Origin of the sequence: Aeromonas veronii (assembly GCA_041319085.1) — a bacterium.
GTDB classification, from domain to species: domain Bacteria; phylum Pseudomonadota; class Gammaproteobacteria; order Enterobacterales; family Aeromonadaceae; genus Aeromonas; species Aeromonas veronii_F.
In genome coordinates, this window is the sequence record CP101033.1 from 211,516 (window position 1) to 233,154 (window position 21,639).

Annotated in this window: 22 protein-coding genes, 1 tRNA gene and 1 pseudogene; 11 read left to right on the forward strand and 13 right to left on the reverse strand. The window is 58.3% G+C overall.

What is annotated here, in order from left to right; genetic code table 11:
* Positions 1-85: 85 nt before the first annotated feature.
* Positions 86-313: a helix-turn-helix domain-containing protein gene (locus tag NMD14_01055; protein XEI33113.1), complete on the reverse strand. Its 228-nt coding sequence runs from the start codon at positions 311-313 to the stop codon at positions 86-88.
* Positions 314-430: 117 nt separating this feature from the next.
* Here NMD14_01055 and NMD14_01060 point away from each other — a divergent pair.
* Positions 431-687: pseudogene (locus NMD14_01060) on the forward strand (IS3 family transposase).
* Positions 688-1,472: 785 nt separating this feature from the next.
* Here the strand turns inward: NMD14_01060 and NMD14_01065 are convergent.
* The 4 genes from NMD14_01065 to NMD14_01080 form a co-directional block, all read right to left on the reverse strand.
* The gene (locus NMD14_01065; protein XEI33114.1) at positions 1,473-1,841 is read right to left on the reverse strand and encodes a CopG family transcriptional regulator; all 369 of its coding nucleotides are present in this window, start codon (positions 1,839-1,841) and stop codon (positions 1,473-1,475) included.
* A gap of 194 nt (positions 1,842-2,035) precedes the next feature.
* Positions 2,036-2,197, reverse strand: a complete 162-nt coding sequence (locus NMD14_01070; protein ID XEI33115.1) for a hypothetical protein — start codon at positions 2,195-2,197, stop codon at positions 2,036-2,038.
* Complete coding sequence (locus NMD14_01075; protein ID XEI33116.1) at positions 2,173-2,490, reverse strand: AAA family ATPase; 318 nt, start codon at positions 2,488-2,490, stop codon at positions 2,173-2,175. Before NMD14_01075 ends, NMD14_01070 begins: the two co-directional genes overlap by 25 nt.
* A gap of 105 nt (positions 2,491-2,595) precedes the next feature.
* The gene (locus NMD14_01080; protein ID XEI33117.1) at positions 2,596-2,772 is read right to left on the reverse strand and encodes a hypothetical protein; all 177 of its coding nucleotides are present in this window, start codon (positions 2,770-2,772) and stop codon (positions 2,596-2,598) included.
* 748 nt (positions 2,773-3,520) lie between these two features.
* On the opposite strand from NMD14_01080, the gene arcA reads away from it, so the two are divergent.
* The 4 genes from arcA (at position 3,521) to NMD14_01100 (ending at position 8,365) form a co-directional block, all read left to right on the forward strand.
* Positions 3,521-4,741 (forward strand): arginine deiminase, encoded by a 1,221-nt coding sequence (arcA, locus tag NMD14_01085; GenBank protein XEI33118.1) that lies wholly within the window; start codon positions 3,521-3,523, stop codon positions 4,739-4,741.
* Between the two features lie 63 nt (positions 4,742-4,804).
* Positions 4,805-5,731: a carbamate kinase gene (arcC, locus tag NMD14_01090; protein XEI33119.1), complete on the forward strand. Its 927-nt coding sequence runs from the start codon at positions 4,805-4,807 to the stop codon at positions 5,729-5,731.
* A gap of 101 nt (positions 5,732-5,832) precedes the next feature.
* The gene (argF, locus tag NMD14_01095; GenBank protein XEI33120.1) at positions 5,833-6,837 is read left to right on the forward strand and encodes an ornithine carbamoyltransferase; all 1,005 of its coding nucleotides are present in this window, start codon (positions 5,833-5,835) and stop codon (positions 6,835-6,837) included.
* A 121-nt stretch (positions 6,838-6,958) separates the two neighbouring features.
* Positions 6,959-8,365, forward strand: coding sequence for a YfcC family protein (locus tag NMD14_01100; GenBank protein ID XEI33121.1), 1,407 nt, complete (start codon positions 6,959-6,961; stop codon positions 8,363-8,365).
* Positions 8,366-8,495: 130 nt separating this feature from the next.
* Here NMD14_01100 and NMD14_01105 read toward each other — a convergent pair whose 3' ends face one another.
* The 5 genes from NMD14_01105 to NMD14_01125 form a co-directional block, all read right to left on the reverse strand.
* On the reverse strand, positions 8,496-8,987 hold the full coding sequence (locus NMD14_01105) for an ArgR family transcriptional regulator (protein XEI33122.1): 492 nt from the start codon (positions 8,985-8,987) through the stop codon (positions 8,496-8,498).
* A 200-nt stretch (positions 8,988-9,187) separates the two neighbouring features.
* Complete coding sequence (gene pyrI, locus NMD14_01110) at positions 9,188-9,652, reverse strand: aspartate carbamoyltransferase regulatory subunit (GenBank protein ID XEI33123.1); 465 nt, start codon at positions 9,650-9,652, stop codon at positions 9,188-9,190.
* 15 nt (positions 9,653-9,667) lie between these two features.
* Complete coding sequence (pyrB, locus tag NMD14_01115) at positions 9,668-10,588, reverse strand: aspartate carbamoyltransferase (protein ID XEI33124.1); 921 nt, start codon at positions 10,586-10,588, stop codon at positions 9,668-9,670.
* Entirely contained in the window at positions 10,569-10,763 is a 195-nt protein-coding gene (locus NMD14_01120) for a hypothetical protein (GenBank protein XEI33125.1), read from the reverse strand. Before NMD14_01120 ends, pyrB begins: the two co-directional genes overlap by 20 nt.
* Before the next feature lie 99 nt (positions 10,764-10,862).
* A complete protein-coding gene (locus NMD14_01125) occupies positions 10,863-11,405 on the reverse strand; it encodes a hypothetical protein (GenBank protein ID XEI33126.1) in 543 nt (180 codons plus the stop codon).
* Between the two features lie 201 nt (positions 11,406-11,606).
* Between NMD14_01125 and NMD14_01130 the strand changes: the two genes are divergently transcribed.
* Positions 11,607-11,683: transfer RNA gene (locus NMD14_01130), tRNA-Trp, on the forward strand.
* A 124-nt stretch (positions 11,684-11,807) separates the two neighbouring features.
* Here the strand turns inward: NMD14_01130 and NMD14_01135 are convergent.
* Positions 11,808-12,680: a LysR family transcriptional regulator gene (locus tag NMD14_01135; GenBank protein ID XEI33127.1), complete on the reverse strand. Its 873-nt coding sequence runs from the start codon at positions 12,678-12,680 to the stop codon at positions 11,808-11,810.
* Positions 12,681-12,780: 100 nt separating this feature from the next.
* Here NMD14_01135 and NMD14_01140 point away from each other — a divergent pair, with 100 nt between their 5' ends.
* Positions 12,781-13,278 carry a lactoylglutathione lyase family protein gene (locus tag NMD14_01140; protein XEI33128.1) on the forward strand — a complete coding sequence of 166 codons (498 nt, stop codon included), beginning with the start codon at positions 12,781-12,783 and terminating at the stop codon, positions 13,276-13,278.
* A 274-nt stretch (positions 13,279-13,552) separates the two neighbouring features.
* Here NMD14_01140 and NMD14_01145 read toward each other — a convergent pair whose 3' ends face one another.
* Positions 13,553-14,065, reverse strand: coding sequence for a lipocalin family protein (locus NMD14_01145; GenBank protein ID XEI33129.1), 513 nt, complete (start codon positions 14,063-14,065; stop codon positions 13,553-13,555).
* Between the two features lie 17 nt (positions 14,066-14,082).
* Positions 14,083-14,985, reverse strand: a complete 903-nt coding sequence (locus NMD14_01150; protein ID XEI33130.1) for an AraC family transcriptional regulator — start codon at positions 14,983-14,985, stop codon at positions 14,083-14,085.
* A 157-nt stretch (positions 14,986-15,142) separates the two neighbouring features.
* On the opposite strand from NMD14_01150, the gene yqhD reads away from it, so the two are divergent.
* The 4 genes from yqhD to NMD14_01170 all read left to right on the forward strand — a co-directional run bounded on the left by yqhD (position 15,143) and on the right by NMD14_01170 (position 21,433).
* Positions 15,143-16,306: an alcohol dehydrogenase gene (gene yqhD / locus NMD14_01155; GenBank protein ID XEI33131.1), complete on the forward strand. Its 1,164-nt coding sequence runs from the start codon at positions 15,143-15,145 to the stop codon at positions 16,304-16,306.
* Between the two features lie 507 nt (positions 16,307-16,813).
* Positions 16,814-18,340, forward strand: coding sequence for a Re/Si-specific NAD(P)(+) transhydrogenase subunit alpha (gene pntA / locus NMD14_01160; protein ID XEI33132.1), 1,527 nt, complete (start codon positions 16,814-16,816; stop codon positions 18,338-18,340).
* 11 nt (positions 18,341-18,351) lie between these two features.
* Entirely contained in the window at positions 18,352-19,836 is a 1,485-nt protein-coding gene (pntB, locus tag NMD14_01165; GenBank protein XEI33133.1) for a Re/Si-specific NAD(P)(+) transhydrogenase subunit beta, read from the forward strand.
* Between the two features lie 310 nt (positions 19,837-20,146).
* On the forward strand, positions 20,147-21,433 hold the full coding sequence (locus NMD14_01170) for an L-serine ammonia-lyase, iron-sulfur-dependent, subunit alpha (GenBank protein XEI33134.1): 1,287 nt from the start codon (positions 20,147-20,149) through the stop codon (positions 21,431-21,433).
* Positions 21,434-21,639 lie beyond the last annotated feature (206 nt).

Here is a 21,639-nt window from a genome sequence, read left to right on the forward strand (position 1 = left end):
CGGACGAAGCGCTGGACGCTGTCGTATGCGCCCCGGTAGCAAGGTGTTGTAGGACTTCAAGGAGTTGTCTGGCACAGCGGCGTTGTTACTTGGGCCGCTTGGCATCGAGGTCCAGCCACTGGGTCTGCGTCGGCTCGAACTCGCCGAGCTTGGGTCTGGCAGGCTGCTGGCGTCGATATTTGGGCGGTTCGGAGGGGGGTTGGCGAAGGTACTTGCGAACGGTATTGCGAGAGAGTCCTGTGACTTTAGCGATGGCGCTGATGGACTGGCCGTCCACCTGGTACATACGCCGGATCTTCAACACGGTTTTCATGATTAACACTCCAGGTTCTCCGATCCAAAGATCGGATAGTTGCACACACTCCGGGGTGGTCAAAATTGGACGCTGAAAACCCCGGAAACCTGGTCATTTTTGCGCGCTGATCAACACGCTGTAAGGGAGTGGGTACAAGAATTTATGGGCTGGTATAACGAAGAGCACAAGCATAGCCGCATCGGCTTGTCACGCCGGGAGAGCGGCATCGAGGGGAATACAAAGGGCTATTGGCCAAGCGTCACGAGGTGTATCAGGCAGCCAGGGAAGCGAACCCGGCAAGGTGGCGTGGCCAAACCCGAAACTGGACGCCAGTGGGGGCGGTGATACTCAACCCGGATAGCCCGGAGCCAACACCAAAACTCGCGGCGTAAAAAACTGGTTTACGCGACATCTACCTTGAGACACGCCGACTGCTGGGTGAGGATGCCGAGATCTTTTTCAGACTTGATGTCTTTGGCTAACTCAGCGGCTAGTGCTTTGAGTTTGTCTTGGTCCATTTTCTTGCCCACGAAGGTATCCTTTTGAAAAAAGTTACTTATTCGTGCGTGGCTACACAATTGGATTTACAGGCCCCAAAAAGATGGGGGCGACTTGCGTCGCCCCCGGTAGTCGTATCGCTCATATCCTTGAACGAAGTTGCTCCCTGCAATCCCTGACTGTTTACCTCTTCCTTTAGGTTTCCCCTTCCCAATCCTTTGGGGTGTCCTTTAGCCATCTTGGCCTGACGAGTCATCCTGTCTCGTCGCACTTTCTCCGTCCTGGGAGGTGTCCTTTACCACATCCTGTGGTGATGTCCATTTGCCCAACCCTGGCAGCCAGTCTTCCTGACCGACTTCATTGCGTCCGTGCATGAGTAACTATAAGGATTTTATAACCGGCTACAACGCCAGATTGGAAAACGTTTTTATCATTGGCTATTTCGGAAGTGTTGTTTTTCGATTTATTCATTTATTAACATAGCCTTATGGCATTTACCTTCATGTTTTAAGATCCTATCTTCCGATTATCTCGAGGATCTTTCAGGCTGTTGACTTACATTTTGAATGGCAGATCTCTTACACGACGCTTTGGTTGCTTTTGAAATAGATTTTGCAGTCTGATGATGTTCATTCGGGGTGAGTGGGCGAGACACAAAATGAGTGGCTGAACGGAGAAATTATGAGCGCTGGTTGAGTCGTTCATAGATGGTCTGGCGTTCTTCCGGGGTGAGCGAAGAGAAGGAGTGGGTAAAGAGGCGCAGCAACAGGGACTTGTTCATGCCATCTTGCTGGGTCAGATTACCCAGCTCGTCGATGGCCACCGTGCTCATGGAGAAGGTGGCCTTTTTGTAGCTGGGCTTCAGGTGTTCGCCACTCTCGATAAAGGCCAGTGCCGAAAGAGCTTCATCACGATGCTGGCTCAGTTCAAGGCTGACCACCTTGGGTTTGCCCTTGGCGTAGAACTCCGCATCTTCGATAAATTCGTCGATGGTGAACTTCTTCTGGTGATGCAGCTGGTGTTTTTTCTTCAGAGCGGCTAGACCCATCTCACCCCCCCACTTGCAAGAACTCTTTGGCGATGGCCCGGATCTCTTCGGCGGATTTGCCATCCGGCTCGATCTCATCACCGAAAGCCCCTGCTCTTCGCTGTTGTCGTAGACGTTGCGGCCATAGGTGATGGTGTTCAGGACGTCGACACCGTGCGCACGAGGAGCAGACTTTTTTGCCTCCAGAATGCGTTTTACCTGATTGGCAGGGCGGGGCTCTGGGTCAGCACCACGGCTGCATTGAGCGTTGGATTGACTATCTTGCTGGCGTTGATGAGATCTTCCATGTGGGGCAGGGTCTTGAGGTTGCGGCGTTTTGGGCGCAAGGGGATCAGGGCGTGGGTGGCGACAGCCATGGTGGAGCGCAGTGCCCGGTTGTCTTGCCCACCGCAATCGACGATGACGTAGTCGTTCGGTTCTTCAGGCTGAGCAGGTCGTTGCGAATATTGCCATAGAGTTGAACGCAGTTGATTTGTGGCAGCTCCGGGTTGTCATTGCGCTCCTGAATCCAGTCAGAGGTGGTGCGCTGCGGGTCGCAGTCGACCAGTAATACCTCCCCCTGAAATTGGCATCTGAGGTAGACCGCCAGATTTTGTGCCAGGCAGCTCTTGCCATTCCCCCCCTTCTCTCCACCGACCAACAAGATCATGACATTCCCCTATCCATGAGAAAACCGCTGATTTCAGTATTAGGAGGGGCCAGCCTCATCACAAGGCGAGAGGAGTGATGCCCCTCTCGTTGTTTGTTGTTTCGATTAGTAATGAACGCTGCCTTCATGCCAGCGGCAGACATATTCCGGCACCAGCATCTGGGGTGCCTGGTCGACATGGCAGACTACCATGGGCATGGCGGGGGCACCTTCAGCCTGACTGAGAGTTGGCAGTGCTGACAGCATCAGAGTGGCGAGCAGCAGCATGGGTTTCATCTTCATAACAACTCCTTGGTTGAACCAACTATATGTGATCTTGATCACCTTTTGAGTTAAGTAGCCCTTGGCGCCAGCGCAAGGTGAGATGAATAAATTCAATTAATGAAAAAAGTATCAAAAGGTGTTGTGTTGGCTGGTCAGGATAGTTGAGTGCCTTGATGCGATCTTTGTGCATATTGAGTTGATGGGGAGGCTGCGGAGACGTATGCGTAGGGCAGGACACAAGGGGGGTGACATCAATGCCATGATCTGGGACAAGAAAAGATTTATGCAGTGAAGCGAGGGGGTATGAGTTTTTATTCTGCTTAAGCTGCAACTGTCGTGCGGATGTATTCAATAGCGAGACTGCAATATTCATTAATTATATAAAAACAAACCTATCATAATGATTTTAAATGCTTTTGTGTTTTTTGGTTTAATCCGCTTGGCGAGCGTGAATGAATAAAATACGAATCAACCTGAAATATAGCGAGGTGGTTTTGCATGGTTATTCGGTGCGCCTTGTGTGGAAAATACGCGATTTGCTACTGGGGTCATAGATTGAACGGTGAATATATTCAGTTCTTGTTGAATGTGATCAATGTCTAGGTTTGTGTCGGTTTGCAGGTCTAACCTCGGTCTCGAAAGGCAAGGGCAGGATAGAACACAAGCTGAGTACCCTACATAAAGAATATCCCGCCTTAGCCACGAGCATGAATAGAAGGAATCTATTCAATCACTCGCAGGGACCACTGCTAGACGGAATATAATCATGAGCAAATTTTATGTAGGTTCTGAAGTTGGCCAATTGCGCCGTGTCATGTTGCACCGCCCCAACCTCAGTCTGAAGCGTCTGACTCCTTCCAACTGCCAGGATCTGCTGTTCGATGACGTCCTGTCTGTTGAACGTGCCGGTCAGGAGCACGACAAATTCGCTCAGGTACTGCGCGATCAGAATGTCGAAGTTTTCCTGCTGACCAATCTGCTGGCCGAAACCCTGGATGTGCCGGAAGCCAAAGCCTGGCTGTTGCAACATCAGGTTTCCGATTACCGCCTCGGTTCTTCTTTTGCCAACGACGTGCGCTGCTTCCTGGCAGACATGCCGCACCGTGAACTGGCCCGTATTCTCTCCGGCGGCCTGACCTTCTCAGAGATGCCCTACAGCGGCGTCAACATGGTAGTGGGTATGCATGCGCCGACCGACTTCATCATCGAGCCGCTGCCCAATCACCTCTTTACCCGTGACACCTCCTGCTGGGTCTACGGTGGCGTCTCCATCAACCCCATGGCCAAGGCTGCCCGTCGCCGCGAGACCAACCATGTGAAGGCCATCTACCGCTGGCACCCGCAGTTTGCCGGTCAGGACTTCATCAAATACTTCGGTGATGAAGATCGCGACTACGACAACTCCACCATCGAGGGGGGCGACGTGCTGGTTATTGGCCGCGGCTCCGTGCTGATCGGTATGTCCGAGCGCACCACGCCGCAAGGGGTCGAGCACCTGGCTCGCGGCCTGTTCAAACACGGCCAGGCCAAACAGGTCATCGCCATGCAACTGCCGAAACACCGCAGCTGCATGCACCTCGACACCGTCATGACCCACATGGACATAGACACCTTCTCCGTCTATCCGGAAGTCATCCGCAAGGATGTGAACTGCTGGAGCCTGACACCGGGTGGTGCCACCGGCATGAACATCAAGGAAGAAGGCTACTTCGTGACTGCCATTGAGAAGGCGCTGGGTGTGGATCAGCTGAAACTCATCACCACCGGCGGCGACAGCTTCGAGGCCGAGCGCGAGCAGTGGAACGACGCCAACAACGTGCTGACCGTGCGCCCCGGCGTAGTGGTGGGTTACGAGCGCAATACCTATACCAACGAGAAGTACGACAAGGCTGGCATCACAGTGCTGCCCATCCCGGGTGAAGAGCTGGGACGTGGTCGCGGCGGCGCCCGCTGCATGAGCTGCCCGATGGAACGCGACGGCATCTAACAAGACGGCGTGGCGCCGGCAAGAGGCCGGCGCCACAGATACCAAGAATCGAGAGTAACACTCATGAAAAAACCAACTGTCGTCGTCGCCCTGGGTGGCAATGCTCTGCTCCGTCGTGGCGAGCCGCTCGAAGCTGACATCCAGCGCAAGAACATCGCCACTGCCGCCAAGACCATCGCCCTGATCGCTCAGGAGTACAACGTGGTGCTGGTGCATGGCAACGGCCCGCAAGTCGGTCTGCTGGCCCTGCAAAACAGTGCCTACACCAAGGTATCCCCCTATCCGCTGGATGTGCTGGGTGCCGAGTCTCAGGGCATGATCGGCTACATGCTGATCCAGGAGCTGAAAAACCTGATGCCGAGCCGCAACGTCACCGCGTTGCTGACCCAGGTGCAGGTCGATCCCAAGGATCCGGCGTTTGCCAATCCGACCAAATTTATCGGCCCCGTCTACGAAGAGGCTGAAGCCCGCACCCTGGCAGAAGAGAAGCACTGGGTGGTCAAGGCTGACGGCAAGTTCTTCCGCCGCGTGGTGCCGTCCCCGCTGCCCCAGCGCATCGTCGAAGGCGACGCCATCGAAACCCTGATCGCCCAGGGCCACCTCATCATCTGTACCGGTGGTGGTGGTATCCCGGTGACCTGGGATGGCCAGAGCCTGACCGGTATCGAAGCCGTCATCGACAAGGACATGTCTGCCGCCTATCTGGCCAAGCAGATCAAGGCCGACGCCCTGCTGATCCTGACCGATGCTGATGCCGTCTACCTGGACTGGGGCAAACCGACTCAGCGTCCGCTGCGGGTGACCAGCCCGGACGAGCTGGCCGGGGTCAAGTTCGACGCAGGTTCCATGGGGCCGAAAGTCGAAGCCTCCTGTGAATTTGTCAAAGCGACCGGCGGCATGGTCGGCATCGGCTCTCTGGAAGATGGCCTCGCCATCCTCAAGGGTGAAGCCGGTACCAATATCGTCGCCACCCGTACCGTGAATGCGTAATTGAAACTCGGCCCTCCGGGGTCTGCACAAATCTGTACTGAAGAATGCGTAGTCAACACTACTGCCTAAATTGGTCTGAACAAATATAGAGAGAACTCATCATGGCTTTTAATCTGCGTAACCGTAACTTCCTGAAACTGCTGGACTTCACCCCGCGCGAAATCCAATACATGATCGATCTCGCCATCGACCTGAAAAAAGCCAAATACGGTGGCTACGAGCGCAAGCATCTGGTTGGCAAAAACATTGCCCTGATTTTCGAGAAGACCTCCACCCGTACCCGCTGTGCGTTTGAAGTGGCGGCCTTCGACCAGGGCGCGCAAGTCTCCTACCTTGGCCCAAGCGGTTCCCAGATCGGTCACAAGGAGTCCATGAAGGATACCGCCCGGGTACTGGGTCGCATGTATGACGGTATCGAATACCGTGGCTACGGTCAGGAGATCGTGGAAGAGCTGGGTGCCTACGCCGGTGTCCCGGTCTGGAACGGCCTGACCAACGAATTCCACCCGACCCAGATCCTGGCTGACTTCATGACCATGCTGGAGCACGGCAAGGGCAAACGTCTGGATCAAATCAAGTTCGCCTACCTGGGTGATGCCCGCAACAACATGGGTAACTCCCTGATGGTCGGCGCCGCCAAAATGGGCATGGACATCCGTCTGGTTGCGCCGAAAGCCTTCTGGCCGGAAGAGGAGCTGGTTGCCAAGTGCCGCCTGATTGCCGAAGAGACCGGCGCACGCATCACCCTGACCGAAGATGTGAAAGAGGGTGTACTGGGCACCGACTTCCTCTACACCGACGTCTGGGTATCCATGGGTGAAGCGAAAGAAGCCTGGGATCAGCGCGTGAAACTGATGACGCCGTATCAGGTCAACATGGATGTCATCAACGCCACCAAGAACCCGGATGTGAAGTTCATGCACTGCCTGCCGGCGTTCCACAACGACGAGACCACCATGGGTAAGGAAGTGGCTGAGAAATATGGCATGAAAGGCCTGGAAGTGACCGAGGACGTGTTCGAATCCGAGCACAGCATCGTGTTCGACGAGGCCGAAAACCGGATGCACACCATCAAGGCAGTGATGGTTGCTACGCTGGGCGACTAAGGTCGCAGTAGTGGTGCCGGGGGGTGACCCCCGGCTTTTCGACCATGTGACAGCGGCATAATACCTCTACCCCTACGACCCGCAGATACATGGATACCACACCACAGAAGGAAGCTGGACCATGACCAAATTCAAGTTCCCGTCAGCCTACACGATACTGTTTGTGCTGATCGCCCTGGTAGCCGCCCTGAGCTGGGTAGTGCCGGCAGGCAAATATGAAATGACCATGAACGAAGCCCTCGGCAAAGAAGTGCCGGTGGCGGGTACCTACAAACTGGTGGAGGGTAATCCCCAGGGGATCGTCGACGTGCTGCTGGCACCTATCGATGGCCTCTACAACCACGACACCTATGAGGCTGGCGCCATCGACGTCTCCCTCTTCATCCTGATCATCGGTGGTTTTCTTGGCATTGTGACCAAGACCGGTGCCATCGATGCCGGTATTGAACGTGTGACCGACCGCCTGCGCGGCCGGGAAGAGTGGATGATTCCGATCCTGATGGCGCTGTTCGCCGCAGGTGGAACCATCTACGGCATGGCCGAAGAGTCGCTGCCGTTCTACACCCTGCTGGTGCCGGTGATGATGGCTGCCCGCTTCGACCCAGTGGTGGCGGCGGCAACCGTGTTGCTGGGCGCCGGTATCGGTACTCTGGGCTCCACCATCAACCCGTTTGCGACCGTGATTGCCGCCAACGCCGCTGGTATCTCCTTCACCGATGGTATCTGGCTGCGCGTCGCCATGCTGGTCGCCGGTTGGCTGCTCTGTGTTGCTTACGTCATGCGTTACGCCAAGATGGTGCGCAGCGATCCGAGCAAATCGCTGGTGGCTGACAAGTGGGAAGAGAACCGTGCCCACTTCCTCGGCAACAAGAGCGATCAAATGCTGGAGTTCACGCTGACTCGCAAGATTGTGCTGGGTATCTTCGTCGCCGCTTTCGCCGTGATGATCTACGGTGTGGCCGTGCTGGGCTGGTGGATGGCGCAGATCTCTGGCGTGTTCCTGGCCGCCGCCATCATTGTTGGGGTCATCTCCCGCATGAGCGAGGAGGAGCTGACCTCCAACTTTATTGATGGTGCCCGTGACCTGCTCGGCGTGGCGCTGATCATCGGTATCGCCCGCGGTATCGTGGTGGTGATGGATAACGGCATGATCACTCATACCATTTTGCACAGTGCAGAAGGGATCGTGACCGGCCTTTCCACCATCGTCTTTATCAACGTGATGTTCGTGCTGGAAGTGGTGCTCTCCTTCCTGGTGCCGTCCTCCTCCGGTCTGGCCGTGCTGACCATGCCGATCATGGCGCCGTTGGCCGACTTCGCCAACGTAGGTCGTGAGCTGGTAGTGACTGCTTACCAGTCTGCCTCCGGTCTGGTGAATTTGGTGACCCCGACCTCCGCCGTGGTAATGGGCGGTCTGGCCATCGCCAAGGTGCCTTATGTGCGCTACCTGAAGTGGGTGGCTCCGCTGCTCGCCATCCTGACCGTGCTGATCGTGGCCTGCCTGAGTCTTGGCGCCGTGCTCTCATAAGGGCTGACAAGCAAGATGAAACGGGAGCCTGCGGGCTCCCGTTTTTATGAGCGCAAAAAGTACTGGGCACAGCATAACAGGCAACAAAAAGGCGACCCGCAGGTCGCCTCGATGCATTCGGGGACGGTGGTTAGCGGGCCTGCGCCAGCGTGCGCACCACGGCGGCATGGGCCTGACGAGTGCGACTGATGTGGCGCGGCGCGACCAGTACCACGTCATTGCCCGCAACGGCGCCCATGATCTCGGGATTGGCGTTGCGATCCAGCAGGCGGGCCACCACGGTAGCAGCGCCCGGGGTGGTATGGATCAATACCATCTGCTGGTTGTGCACCACTTCACGCACCATGTCGTGGATCGAGCGGGTGCTGCCTGCTGGCTCAAGCTGATCGTCGACCAGGGTGTAGACCTTCTTGCCATTGGCATTCTGCGCCTTGGCAACGCCGAGGCGGTGCAGCAGGCGAGAGATGGTGGACTGGCTAATATCGGCAAAGCCGCGCTCTGACAGCTCGCGGCGGATCTCTTCCTGGGTGCTGTAGCAGTGTTGACCGATGATCTGGCGACAGGCATCCAGCTGTGCCAGATCGGGCTCTTGGGCAACGGGGCGACTGAGGGGTTTGACCACGGCGACTTCCTTTGACGATGACCGGAGGTAAACGCGCGATATTTGCCATAGCGGTCAGTTATCAGCCAAAAACACTGATAATCCATCCATGTGCAGGGAATGAACGGGCATTACCATCTTGGGATGGCAAATTATAGCTGACTGGAAATTTGGTGATGTGACAGGGGTCAAAAATGGGCCCCGCAGGGCCCTATCAGATATCAGTAACGCTCGCTGACGATGTCCTGAGTGAAGGATTTCTCGCAATATTTGCACTTCATCCGCACCACGCCTTGCACCTCGCGCACCCGGAAGTAGCTGTCCACCGGCTCGTTGTGGGAGATGCAGTTGGAGTTGGGGCAGTGGAACACCCCGGCGATGAACTCCGGCAGTTCCAGCTGGTGCTTCTTCACCACATTGAAGTCTTCGATGATGTTGACGGTCGCTTTCGGGGCGAACAGCGCCAGCTGATTGGCCTGTTGCTCGGTCAGGCGGGTGTTCTCGATCTTGATCAGATCCTTCTTGCCCAGCGCGCCGGATTTCAGGTTGAAGCCGACGGTGATCCGCTCCTGGGTTTCAACCAGTTGGAACAGCTTGAGGATTTTGATGCCCTGGCCAGCGGGGATGTGATCGATAACGGAGCCGTGACGGATGGCTTCGACTTGCAGTTGGTTCTTGTCAGACATGATATTCCCCTAAGCTCAGACAGTTTCGTTCAGTACCAGTGCCAGCAGCGCCTGGCGTGCATAGACCCCGTTCTCCGCCTGCTGGAAGTAGCAAGCGTGGGGGGTCTTGTCGACCGCTACATCGATCTCATCGACGCGGGGCAGGGGGTGCAGGATCTTCATGGTGGGCTTGGCCCCTTCCAGGGTCGCCAGCTCCAGCACGAACTTGGCGGCCATGTGCTTGTACTCGGTCTCGTCGAAGCGCTCTTTCTGGACGCGGGTCATGTAGAGGATGTCGAGCTCCGGCATCACCTCTTCCATGGTCTGGTGGACGCTGAACTGGATGCCTTTCTCTTCCAGCTCTTCGCAGAGGTAGTCCGGCATCGCCAGCGCTTCCGGGGAGATGAAGAAGAAGCGGCAGTTAAACAGGCTGAGCGCCTGGGCCAGCGAGTGCACGGTGCGGCCATATTTCAGGTCACCGACGAAGGCGACGTTGAGGTTGTCCAGACGACCCTGGGTCTCATGGATGGTGAACAGGTCGAGCAGGGTCTGGCTCGGATGCTGGTTGGAGCCATCGCCGCCGTTGATGACCGGCACGCGGGAGAACTCGGCGGCGAGGCGGGCCGCCCCCTCTTTCGGGTGGCGCATCACCACCGCATCCGAGTAGGAGCCGATGATCTTGATGGAATCAGCCAGTGTCTCGCCTTTCTTGGCACTGGTGTTGCCACCGTCGGCGAAGCCGATGATGTTGCCGCCGAGGCGCTGTACCGCGGTCTCGAACGAGAGGCGGGTGCGGGTGGAGGCTTCGAAGAAGCAGCTGGCAACCAGCTTGTCTTTCAACAGGCTGGTGTCAGGTTCAGCCTTCAACCGTTGTGCGGTTGAGACTACCAGTTCCATTTCTGACCGGGTCAGGTCCGAAATGGAGATGACATGTTTCTTATAGAGTGGATTGGTCATCGTCTGCATTCCCTTTGACATCATTGGAGGTTTTTCGGGCACAAAAAAAAGCCCCTGAAACAGGGGCTTTTTTTAAAAATAACTGGGGATCGTTGGGGTGGGAACCGGAAACAAAGGGGCCGCTTTGGTGCGCACCACCTGTCTGCAAGGCTGTTTTCTGAATCAAAAACTGCATCGTTTCGTCCCGACCTTTTTCAAAACCGGACAGATTATAGGGCTGGTTTTCAAATTGTCAAAATTTTATTTCTGATGCCAATTTCAGCATGAAAAACGTTTAAGTGGTGGGAACTGGACGACAAATCCACACCCTGTGCATCTCTTGCAGCGATTCCCCATCGCGGGCCATGGCACGCAAATATCCGAGTCGGTGGTGCCCTTCCAGCAGGCAGTAGGGTTGCGGCAGTGGTTGCCCGTTCGGATAACTGCACCCCTCGGCGGGCGCCAGCACGATGATCGGCTCGGGCCAGGTGCCTTCGCTCAACATCTTCTCGCCGAGCCAGGAGCGGCGCACATAGCGATTGCTGTGCAGCATCTCGCCCCAGCGCTCGATCACCTCCATATGGCGGGAGTCCACCTGATCCACCAGTTGCGCGGTGGGCCAGCGCTCACAGGTGAATTGATGGCTGGCGAGATCGATAAAGCTCCAGTTGGACTCAAAACCGCGCCAATGCCGGTAAATCCACTGGGAGAGCACATTTTCGGGGATGAAGGGCACCAGCGGGGTGACCCGGGCCAAGTAGTCGGGCAGGGACTCTGTCTTGCGTTCGTCCCTGAAGTTGAGGGGTGCCAGTTGTTGGAGCAGTCGGTAATTGAGCATAAGCAGCCTCCCGGTACCTGCTTTCACCCTACCCCCATTTATGCCCAATTCCTACCCCGGTAGGGCTGCAAATACAGCAAGTTATCCCACTTCGCTGCACAAATAACCGCGACTTGTTCGGGATTTGTGCAATCGCATCGAAAGCGTAAAAAAAGCCTTTACCTTTGATCTCCACTTTGTATACTACGCCTCGTTTGTTGCAGGGGCGTAGTTCCAATTGGTAGAACAGCGGTCTCCAAAACCGATGGTTGCGGGTTCGAGTCCTGCCGCCCCTGCCATTTTCAGAAAGGCCAGCTCATTGAGCTGGCCTTTCGCATTTCCGGCGTTCGCCATTTCTATCCGTCAGTCCCCTTTTTTACCTGCTATCCATCTTCGACAATTTCAACCGTTCTGAACGGCAGGTCAGCTGGCGCCGACCTGTATTTTGAGGGTCTCCACCAGCCGCTGGTGGCGGGCGGGGAGCGGCCACTCGGCGCGGTAGATAAGCCAGAGGGTGTCGATCACCTCGATCCGGCTCTGGATCACCCTGATCTGCTCCTGTTTGGCAAAGGCGGTGACGGCGAAGCGGGGTAGTACGGTAAAGCCGAGGCCGCGGGCGACCGGCTCCAGGATCAGACCGATCTGGTTGGTGAAGCCGCGCAGTGGGATCTCGTCAACGCGCTGGCCGGGGTAACGGCGTCCCAGCAGGCGCCGGGCCATGCTGCGGCCATCCGGGTGACCGATAAAACCGAGTTGGCAGAGGTGCTGCCAGCTCTGCTCTTCGCCATCGTTGGGTACCACCAGACAGAGGGGCTCGCGGGCAAAGGGCTCGGCGGCGATGCTGGGGTGCTCCGGCGGTTGATCCACCAGCCCCAGATCGCTGCGCCCTGCCAGCACCGCCTGCACTATGTCGGGGGTGGGGGCGAAGCGGTGCTGGATGGTGAGGCCGGGGTGCTCCTGTTGCTGGTCGAGCAGCAGGGGATAGAGCAGCAGACCTATGCTGCCCGGGGTCGTGAGGGTGATGGTGCCGCTGTGGGGATCGTCATCCGAGAGACGGGCTCGCAGCTGTTCGGCGGCCTGCGCCTGCTGGCGGGCGAAGTCGAGCAGCACCAGCCCGCGCGGGGTGAGCTCCAGCAGACGGGGCTTGCGCAGCAGCAGGGGGCCGAATTCGGCCTCGAGGCGCGAGATATGCTGGCTGACGGCGGCCTGAGTGAGATCCAGCCGCTCGGCGGCACGGGTAAAACTGCCGGTTTCATGCACCACCACCAGGGTGTGGAGCCAGAGTGGATTAACCATAAATTTAATTTATGCCTTCCATTAGTTTGACCTTGTTTTTCATTATGGCGCCTCTTCCTATCATGTCACTTGTTTCCCACACACAATTTCAAGGTGACGTATGACTTACCCGCGCAACTTCTCCCACATCGGCATCACGGTGACTGACCTCGACAAGGCGGTCGAGTTCTATACCAAGGTGATGGGCTGGTATCTCATCATGCCGGCGACCACCATCAGCGAGGATGACTCCGCCATCGGCGTGATGTGCAACGACGTGTTTGGCCCGGGCTGGGGCTCCTTCCGTATCGCCCACCTCTCTACCGGCGACAAGATCGGCATCGAGCTGTTCGAGTTCCCCAACAGCGAGCAGCGCGAAAACAACTTCGAATTCTGGAAGACCGGAGTGTTCCACTTCAGCGTGCAGGATCCGGATGTCGAGGGGCTGGCGGCGCGCATTGTCGCGGCTGGCGGCAAGCAGCGGATGCCGGTGCGCGAGTACTACCCGGGCGAGAAGCCCTACCGCATGGTCTACATGGAAGATCCCTTCGGCAACATCATCGAGATCTACAGCCACAGCTATGAGCTGACCTACTCCGCCGGTGCATATCAGGGGTAAGTGACAGGCCGCCTTCGGGCGGCCTGCTGCTGTGTTGTGGTGACGGTCTGCAGCATGGAATATGAGGGGATGATTAAGGATCACGAGACAAAAGACCGCGCGGTGCCACATACGGACCCGCGTGTTAGCGCATTATCTCCCCAGGCCAAGACCTGGTCGCCTGAACGTTTGCAATGTGTCTGAGACGGTTTTCGCGCCGGATCGGGTGGGGTGTTGAGGGAGTCATTGGGTGAAAAGCCAGCCCGGTGGCGAAGGCATCGCCACCGGAGCGGGCTCAGGGTGTCTGCCTGACCCAAATCAGCTGGTCGGTAGCAAAGCCCAGCCCCTTGGCCTTGGCGATCAGCGCGTCCACCTTCTCCTTGGGCGGATTGGGGGAGCGGGAGAGGATCCAGAGGTAATCGTGGTTGTAGCTGGTCACCAGCGAGAGCTGGTAGTCGGGGTCGAGGTCGATGACGTTGTAGCCGCCGTAGAAGGGGCCGAAGAAGCTCACCTTGAGCCGTGCCTCGTCGGGGTTGCCGACGAAGTAGGCTTTGCCCTCGGCTTCGCGCCAGCTGCCATCGCTCTGCTTGCCGCGGTTGAGCACCTTGACGCCGCCATCGTCGCGCAGGCTGTAGGTGGCGCTCACCTGCCCCAGCCCCCGCTCGAAGCTGTGGTCGAGACGGGCGATTTCGTACCAGGTGCCAAGATAACGATCGAGCTGGAAGCCGGTGACGGGGCGGATACCGTCGGCAATCCCGGTACAGGCCGTCAGCAGCAAAGCGGTGAACAGGCAAAGCAGTGAACGCATAGGTAATCCCTCTCTTGTTATCCCTCGATGATGCGCAGCTGGCCATCCCGGAAGCGGGAGGCCTGATCCGTCGGCGTGCTGCCGAAGAAGCGCTTGTACTCCCGACTGAACTGGGAGTTGCTCTCGTAACCGACTCTGGCTGCCGCGGTGCCCGCCTTGATGCCGTCGTGCAGCATCATCATCCGCGCCTTGTGCAGCCTAAACGACTTGATGTACTGCAGCGGCGAAGTGGCGGTGACCGCCTTGAAGTGGTGGTGAAAGGCGGAGACGCTCATGTTCACCTCCCGTGCCAGCTCCTCCATGGTGAGGTTGTCGGCATAACGGGACTCTATCATACGCAGCACCCGGGCGATCTGGCCCACATGGTTGTGGCGATTGGCGAGCGCCTGCAGCGCCGGGCCGCCTCCCTCGGTGAGGGCGTGAAACAGCATCTCCCGCACCGTTTGCGGCCCCAGCACCTTGGCGTGCAGCGGGTTGTCCATCAGCTCGATCAGCCGCTCGGCGGCGCAGAACATTGCCTCCGACAGGGGCACCGAGTGGACGCCGCACTTCTGCGGAGCGGGGGCGGGCAGGGCGTCGCCCAGCTCCAGCAACAGCGCTTGCAGGGTGACCATGTTGATCTCGATGGTAAAACCGATCAGCGGCTGCTCGGGGGAGGCGAAGCACTCGCACTCGCAGGGCAGCGGCAAGGTCATCAGCAGGTAGTGGTTGGGGTCGTAGCGAAACACCTGATCCGCCAGATAACCCACCTTGTGCCCCTGCAGGATCACGATCATCCGCGGCTGGTAGAGCACCGGGGTGCGGTCGTGGTACTCGGTGGTATAGATGAAATTCACCTGCTCCACCGGGGAGGGGGTGATGCCGGGGGCGGTGACGTGGCGGGTCACTCTGGCGGCGAGGTCGCTGTAACGGTTTGGCATGGGCGCTCTTTGATTCAACTGTTCCGGTTTTCGCTGCTTTGTAGAAATAGGCAAGAATAAAGCAGGATGTTGTCTTGATGGTAGGGTGGTTCTGGAGAAAAATGCAATCACGATTTCGCGGCCTGGCCGCCCTGACTATCAGAATAAGGCAATGTCGATGAACAACTTTACGCTCCATACCCCGACCAAAATCCTGTTTGGCCAAGGGCAGATCGCCCAGCTGCGCGAGCAGCTCCCGCGCGACGCCCGCGTCATGATCACCTACGGCGGCGGCAGCGTGGTACGCAGCGGCTTGCTGGAGCAGATCCGCAGCGAACTGGCTGGTTTCACTCTGTTTGAATTTGGCGGCATCGAGCCCAACCCGGCCTACGAGACCCTGATGGGGGCCGTGGAGCTGGCCCGTGCCGAGCGGGTCGACTTCCTGCTCGCCGTCGGCGGTGGCTCGGTGCTCGATGGCACCAAGTTTATCGCCGCTGCCGCACACTACGATCGGGCCAAAGAGCCCTGGCACATTCTCGAGACCGTCGGCAGCGAAGTGCGCTCCGCCATCCCGCTCGGTTCGGTGCTGACCCTGCCGGCTACCGGTTCCGAAATGAACATGGGCGCCGTCATCACCCGTCGCAGCAGTAGCGACAAGGTGCACTTCTTCTCGCCGTTGGTGATGCCGCGCTTCGCCGTGCTCGATCCGGTGCTCACCTATACCCTGCCGGAGGGTCAGGTGGCGAACGGGGTGGTGGATGCTTTCGTCCATACCGTGGAGCAGTACCTCACCTATCCGGTCAATGCCAAGGTGCAGGATCGCTTCGCCGAAGGCTTGCTGCTGACCCTGATCGAAGAGGGCTCCAAGGCGCTGGCCGAGCCGTACAACTACGAGGTGCGCGCCAACATCATGTGGAGCGCCACCATGGCGTTGAACGGTCTGATCGGTGCCGGTGTGCCGCAGGACTGGGCCACCCACATGCTGGGTCACGAACTGACTGCCCTGCACGGTCTCGACCACGCCCAGACCCTAGCGGCGGTACTGCCCGCCCTGTTGCAGGCCAAGCGCAAACAGAAGCATGCCAAGCTGCTGCAATACGCGGAGCGGGTGTGGGGTCTGCGCAGCGGCAGCGAAGCGGAGCGCATCGATGATGCCATCGCCGCGACCCGCGACTTCTTCGAGCGGATGGGGGTCAAGACCCGACTGCGCGACTACGGTCTGAAAGATCTCGGTATCGATACCCTGATCGGCAAGCTGGGTGAGCACGGCATGAGCCGTCTGGGCGAGCACAGCGATATCGATCTGGTGCAGAGCCAGCATATTTATGAAGCGGCCTGGTAAGGGCCGCCAATCGGCGCCACACGGGCGAAACGATTGAATTGCCGGGGCCCTCTCCCGCCATCTGGCGGCTGAGTGGCCCCGCTTTTGTTGGGAAAATGTTGCTTTTTGGCGTTTCGCTGCGAGAAGTGCGACGAAAGCGGATTTCGTAAGAACAAAAAACGCTAAGATAGAGGGCCGGTAAAACATTTTTTTTGACTGGTTGGATCACTTTTTTCAGCCGTTTTTACTGGTATAAGCCTCTAATTTGGTTTGTTTTTTTTAATCGTAGCCAGGGATGGGCTGAATTCTGTACGAGTGCCGTCGGGACTGCGGTTGTAATAAAACTCCAAAATTTGATACTAATCACCTTCGCGCCTGAAAAGCGGGGGCCTGACCATGACAGGAGGTTGAGGTAAAGCCTACTGATTTTCATAACAAAGAGCCCTGGACCTGCACTTTGGTCATGTCTTGTTTCGTCAGAAGTGAGACACTGGGCAGCGATTGTTTATTAACCATCAGGGAATAGTCATGCAGATTGGAATACCGAGAGAGAGTCTCGCCGGTGAGACCCGGGTCGCAGCGACCCCGGCTACCGTCGAGCAGCTGAAAAAGCTCGGCTTCGAGGTCGCCATCGAGTCCGGCGCAGGCCAGTTGGCCAGCTTCGATGATGCCGCCTTCGAGGCTGCCGGTGCCAGCGTGGTGCCGAATGTCTGGCAAGCCGACCTTATCTTCAAGGTCAATGCGCCGACCGATGCCGAGATCGCACAAATTAAAGATGGTGCCACTCTGGTGAGCTTCATTTGGCCCGCACAGAACCCTGAGCTGGTCAAGAAGCTGTCCGAGCGCAACATCAATGTGATGGCGATGGATATGGTGCCGCGGATCTCCCGTGCCCAGTCCCTCGATGCCCTCTCCTCCATGGCCAACATCGGTGGCTATCGTGCCGTGGTTGAAGCTGCGCACCAGTTCGGTCGCTTCTTCACCGGTCAAATCACTGCAGCCGGTAAAGTGCCGCCTGCCAAGGTGCTGGTGATCGGTGCCGGTGTTGCCGGTCTGGCCGCCATCGGTACTGCCGGTTCCCTCGGCGCCATCGTGCGTGCGTTCGATACCCGTCTGGAAGTGGCCGAGCAGATCGAATCTATGGGTGGGGAATTCCTCAAGCTGGACTTCGGTGGCGAAGACGGCGCATCCAGCGATGGTTATGCCAAAGTGATGAGCGAAGAGTTCATCAAGGCCGAGATGGAGCTATTCGCCCAGCAGGCCAAAGAGGTGGACATCATCATCACCACCGCTCTGATCCCGGGCAAGCCGGCTCCCAAGCTGATCACCAAAGAGATGGTCGACAGCATGAAGTCGGGCTCGGTGATCGTGGATATGGCCGCTCAGGCTGGCGGTAACTGTGAATACACAGTGCCGGGCGAACTGCATGTCACTGCCAACGGCGTCAAGGTGATCGGTTACACCGATCTGCCGGGTCGCCTGCCTGCCCAATCCTCCCAGCTCTACGGTACCAACCTGGTCAACCTGATGAAGCTGATGTGCAAGGAGAAGGACGGCAACGTTGCCATCGACTTCGAAGACGTGGTTCAGCGCAACATGACGGTGATCCAGGCCGGTGAAGTGACCTTCCCGCCGCCCGCCATCTCCGTCTCTGCCGCCCCGCAGAAACCGGCCGCCGCCAAACCGGCCGCCAAGAAGGAAGAGGCCAAGCCCTCCAACAAGAAGTTCGTGTTCGGTGCCCTCGGTATCGCCGCCTTCGGCTGGATCGCCTCCGTTGCCCCGGCAGCCTTCCTCTCCCACTTCACCGTATTCATCTTGGCCTGTGTGGTCGGTTACTACGTGGTGTGGAACGTCTCTCACGCTCTGCACACGCCGCTGATGTCGGTCACCAATGCCATCTCCGGCATTATCGTGGTCGGTGCCCTGCTGCAGATCGGGCAAGGGTCGACCCTGGTCACAGCGCTGGCGTTCATCGCCGTGCTGATTGCCAGTATCAACATCTTCGGCGGTTTCACCGTCACTCAGCGCATGCTGAAGATGTTCCGTAAGGATTAAGGGGGTTTAACGTGTCTCAAGGACTGGTAACAGCATCCTATATCGTTGCCGCCGTGCTCTTCATCCTCAGTCTCGCGGGACTGTCGAAGCAAGAAACGGCCAAGCATGGCAACCTGTTCGGTATCGCGGGTATGGCTATCGCCCTGCTCGCCACCGTATTCAACCCGGAGACCAGTGGCGTTCACTGGATCATTCTGGCCATGGTGATCGGCGGTGCCATCGGCGTGCGTCTGGCACTCAAGGTCGAGATGACCGAGATGCCCGAGCTGGTGGCCGTGCTGCACAGCTTCGTCGGTATGGCGGCAGTGCTGGTGGGCGTCAACAGCTTCATCGATCTGCACCCCTCTGCCCCTGCTGAGGTAGTCGTCTCCGTCGGTTCCAACCTGGATGCCACGCTGGCAGCCGCCCGTGCGGCGTTCGAACAGGCGGCCAGTGTCGCCCAGGTCGAGCACCTCTCCGGCGCCATGCTGAACATCCACCTGGTCGAGATCTTCCTGGGCGTCTTCATCGGTGCCGTGACCTTCACCGGTTCCGTGGTTGCCTTCGGCAAGCTGCGCGGTCTGATCTCCTCCAAGCCGCTGATGCTGCCGCACCGCCACAAGCTGAACCTGCTGGCTGTAGTCGCTTCTCTGGCGCTGATGGTCTACTTCGTCAACGCGGGCGGCTCTACCTTCGCTCTGCTGGTGATGACCCTGATCGCCTTCGCCTTTGGCTGGCATCTGGTTGCCTCCATCGGTGGCGCCGACATGCCGGTGGTGGTCTCCATGCTGAACTCCTACTCCGGTTGGGCGGCGGCGGCGGCGGGCTTCATGCTCTCCAACGACCTGCTGATCGTGGTGGGTGCGCTGGTAGGTTCCTCCGGTGCCATCCTCTCTTACATCATGTGCAAGGCGATGAACCGCTCCTTCATCTCGGTGATCGCCGGTGGCTTCGGCTCCGATGGCGTGGCCTCCACGGCTGATCAGGAGATGGGCGAATACCGCGAAACCAGCGCCGAGGAAGTGGCTGACCTGCTGAAGAACTCCAGCTCCGTCATCATCACCCCGGGCTACGGCATGGCGGTGGCGCAGGCCCAGTATCCGGTGGCTGAAATCACCCAGAAGCTGCGTGATCGCGGCGTCAAGGTGCGCTTCGGTATCCACCCGGTTGCCGGTCGTCTGCCTGGCCACATGAACGTGCTGCTGGCGGAAGCGAAAGTGCCGTATGACATCGTGCTGGAAATGGACGAGATCAACGACGACTTCGCCGATACCGATACCGTGCTGGTGATCGGTGCCAACGACACCGTCAACCCGGCCGCGATGGAAGATCCGGGCAGCCCGATCGCCGGTATGCCGGTACTGGAAGTGTGGAAAGCGCAGAACGTTATCGGCTTCAAGCGCTCCATGAACACTGGCTATGCCGGTGTCCAGAACCCGCTGTTCTTCAAGGAAAATACCCAGATGCTGTTTGGCGATGCCAAGGCCAGTGTCGAAGCGATCCTGAAGGCGCTCTAAGCGTCGATGAGATGAGACAAGAGGAGGCTTCGGCCTCCTTTTTTATTGCCCGCTTTTCACGGAATAGGGGCAAGACGTTGATGGCAAAGGGCCTTGGCCGGATGGGGGGATCCGTTGCCTGCAGCGGGCCAGCAATCCGGTGACGTTGCCCCGGCTGGAAGGCATAATGGCGGCAAAAGGCGAGGAGGCTAAATTTTATTTGAGGCTCGTGCCACTAGAACCAAATAAAGTTACATGGACGGGCGGCCCTCCAGATAGCAACCATACCCTCATACGATGCCTGCGGCACAGTGAACCAGAGAAACCACAGATGAAAGCACAATGGACCGATTTCATAACCCTGCTCAAGCGTGAAGTGGTGCCGGCTCTGGGCTGCACCGAGCCGATGTCGGTCGCTCTGGCTGCGGCCAACTGCCGTAAGCTGCTGGGGCAGGATCCGACCCGCATCAGCGTCTGGGTCAGTGGCAACCTGTTCAAGAACGGCATGGGGGTCGGGGTGCCGGGTACCGGCATGATCGGTCTGCCGGTGGCGGCTGCGGTCGGCATCACCGGCGGCAATCCCGATGCCGGGCTGGAGGTGCTCAAGACTCTCACCCCGGCCCAGGTCGAGGCGGCCAAGGCGTTGCTGCCGGTCATCAAGGTGGATGTGAAGGATGTGCCGGACGTGCTCTACGCCGAGGTACTGGCCGAAGTTGAAGGGCACAGCGCCCGGGTGGTGATCTGTACCGACCACACCCGCATCATCCTGATGGAGAAGGATGGCGAGGTGCTGATGGCGCAGAACAGTGCCCCCGGCGTGCAGATCCAGCCAGCCAAATCCGCCAAACCGGCCATGACCCTGCGGGAGATCGTCGATTTTGCATTGGAAGTGCCGCTGGCGGAGATCGACTTTATCCGCGAGGCCGCCACCATGAATCAGGCGCTGGCAGATGAAGGGTTGCAGGGTTACGGCCTGCAGATCGGCAAGATCCTCACCGAGCAGGTGGAGCGCAAGCTGCTCTCCGATGACCTGATGACCCTGGCGATGCGCCTCTCCTCCGCCGCCTCCGATGCGCGGATGGATGGCGCAATGCTGCCCGCCATGTCCAACTCCGGTTCCGGCAATCAGGGCATTGCCGCCACCATGCCGGTGGTCGCCGCCGCCCGCTTCCTCAAGGCGAGCGACGAGCAGCTGACCCGGGCGCTGGTGATGAGCCATCTGGTGGCCATCTACATCAAGACCTATCAGAACAAGCTGTCGGCCCTCTGTGCCGCCAGCACCGCCGCCATGGGCGCCGGTGCAGCCATCACCTGGCTGCTGGGCGGCCAGTATCAGCAGATCAGCCACTGCATCAACAACATGATTGGCGATGTCTCCGGCATCATCTGCGATGGCGCAGGCAGCGCCTGCTCCATGAAGGTCTCCACCTCTACCTCGGCGGCGGTGAAGTCCTCGCTGATGGCTATCAACAACCTGCATGTCCCCCAGAGCGAGGGGATCGTCTCCGACGATGTGGACCAGACCATCGCCAATCTGGGCCGCCTCTCTAAACAGGGGATGCTGGATACCGACATCGAAATCATCAACATCATGCGAGCGAAACAGCAGAAGCAGTGAATCTGTGACAAGGGGGCAGTACACCGCATCGACGCGCCGCCCTTCTCCCGCTCCTGGGATGCCTTGAACGTGGCGGGCAATGTCGCGAAGTAAGAGTTGCGATGACGGCGCCGTCACGCGGATCCTGCTCTACAGAGCAATCTGCGGGTAACAGCTGAGGGTAAATTGCAGCGATAAAAAAACCGATGCCAAGGCATCGGTTTTTT

Excerpts from the sequence above, each read along its gene's own strand:
- NMD14_01170 (XEI33134.1), top strand. The coding sequence starts at position 20,147 with ATGAAAGCACAATGGACCGATTTCATAACCCTGCTCAAGCGTGAAGTG.
- pyrI (XEI33123.1), bottom strand. The coding sequence starts at position 9,652 with ATGTCTGACAAGAACCAACTGCAAGTCGAAGCCATCCGTCACGGCTCC.
- arcC (XEI33119.1), top strand. The coding sequence starts at position 4,805 with ATGAAAAAACCAACTGTCGTCGTCGCCCTGGGTGGCAATGCTCTGCTC.
- NMD14_01150 (XEI33130.1), bottom strand. The coding sequence starts at position 14,985 with ATGCCAAACCGTTACAGCGACCTCGCCGCCAGAGTGACCCGCCACGTC.
- NMD14_01140 (XEI33128.1), top strand. The coding sequence starts at position 12,781 with ATGACTTACCCGCGCAACTTCTCCCACATCGGCATCACGGTGACTGAC.
- NMD14_01125 (XEI33126.1), bottom strand. The coding sequence starts at position 11,405 with ATGCTCAATTACCGACTGCTCCAACAACTGGCACCCCTCAACTTCAGG.
- pyrB (XEI33124.1), bottom strand. The coding sequence starts at position 10,588 with ATGACCAATCCACTCTATAAGAAACATGTCATCTCCATTTCGGACCTG.
- NMD14_01120 (XEI33125.1), bottom strand. The coding sequence starts at position 10,763 with ATGCAGTTTTTGATTCAGAAAACAGCCTTGCAGACAGGTGGTGCGCAC.
- NMD14_01055 (XEI33113.1), bottom strand. The coding sequence starts at position 313 with ATGAAAACCGTGTTGAAGATCCGGCGTATGTACCAGGTGGACGGCCAG.
- arcA (XEI33118.1), top strand. The coding sequence starts at position 3,521 with ATGAGCAAATTTTATGTAGGTTCTGAAGTTGGCCAATTGCGCCGTGTC.
- NMD14_01145 (XEI33129.1), bottom strand. The coding sequence starts at position 14,065 with ATGCGTTCACTGCTTTGCCTGTTCACCGCTTTGCTGCTGACGGCCTGT.
- NMD14_01080 (XEI33117.1), bottom strand. The coding sequence starts at position 2,772 with ATGAAGATGAAACCCATGCTGCTGCTCGCCACTCTGATGCTGTCAGCA.
- NMD14_01135 (XEI33127.1), bottom strand. The coding sequence starts at position 12,680 with ATGGTTAATCCACTCTGGCTCCACACCCTGGTGGTGGTGCATGAAACC.
- NMD14_01075 (XEI33116.1), bottom strand. The coding sequence starts at position 2,490 with ATGATCTTGTTGGTCGGTGGAGAGAAGGGGGGGAATGGCAAGAGCTGC.
- pntA (XEI33132.1), top strand. The coding sequence starts at position 16,814 with ATGCAGATTGGAATACCGAGAGAGAGTCTCGCCGGTGAGACCCGGGTC.
- argF (XEI33120.1), top strand. The coding sequence starts at position 5,833 with ATGGCTTTTAATCTGCGTAACCGTAACTTCCTGAAACTGCTGGACTTC.
- NMD14_01070 (XEI33115.1), bottom strand. The coding sequence starts at position 2,197 with ATGGCTGTCGCCACCCACGCCCTGATCCCCTTGCGCCCAAAACGCCGC.
- NMD14_01100 (XEI33121.1), top strand. The coding sequence starts at position 6,959 with ATGACCAAATTCAAGTTCCCGTCAGCCTACACGATACTGTTTGTGCTG.
- NMD14_01065 (XEI33114.1), bottom strand. The coding sequence starts at position 1,841 with ATGGGTCTAGCCGCTCTGAAGAAAAAACACCAGCTGCATCACCAGAAG.
- yqhD (XEI33131.1), top strand. The coding sequence starts at position 15,143 with ATGAACAACTTTACGCTCCATACCCCGACCAAAATCCTGTTTGGCCAA.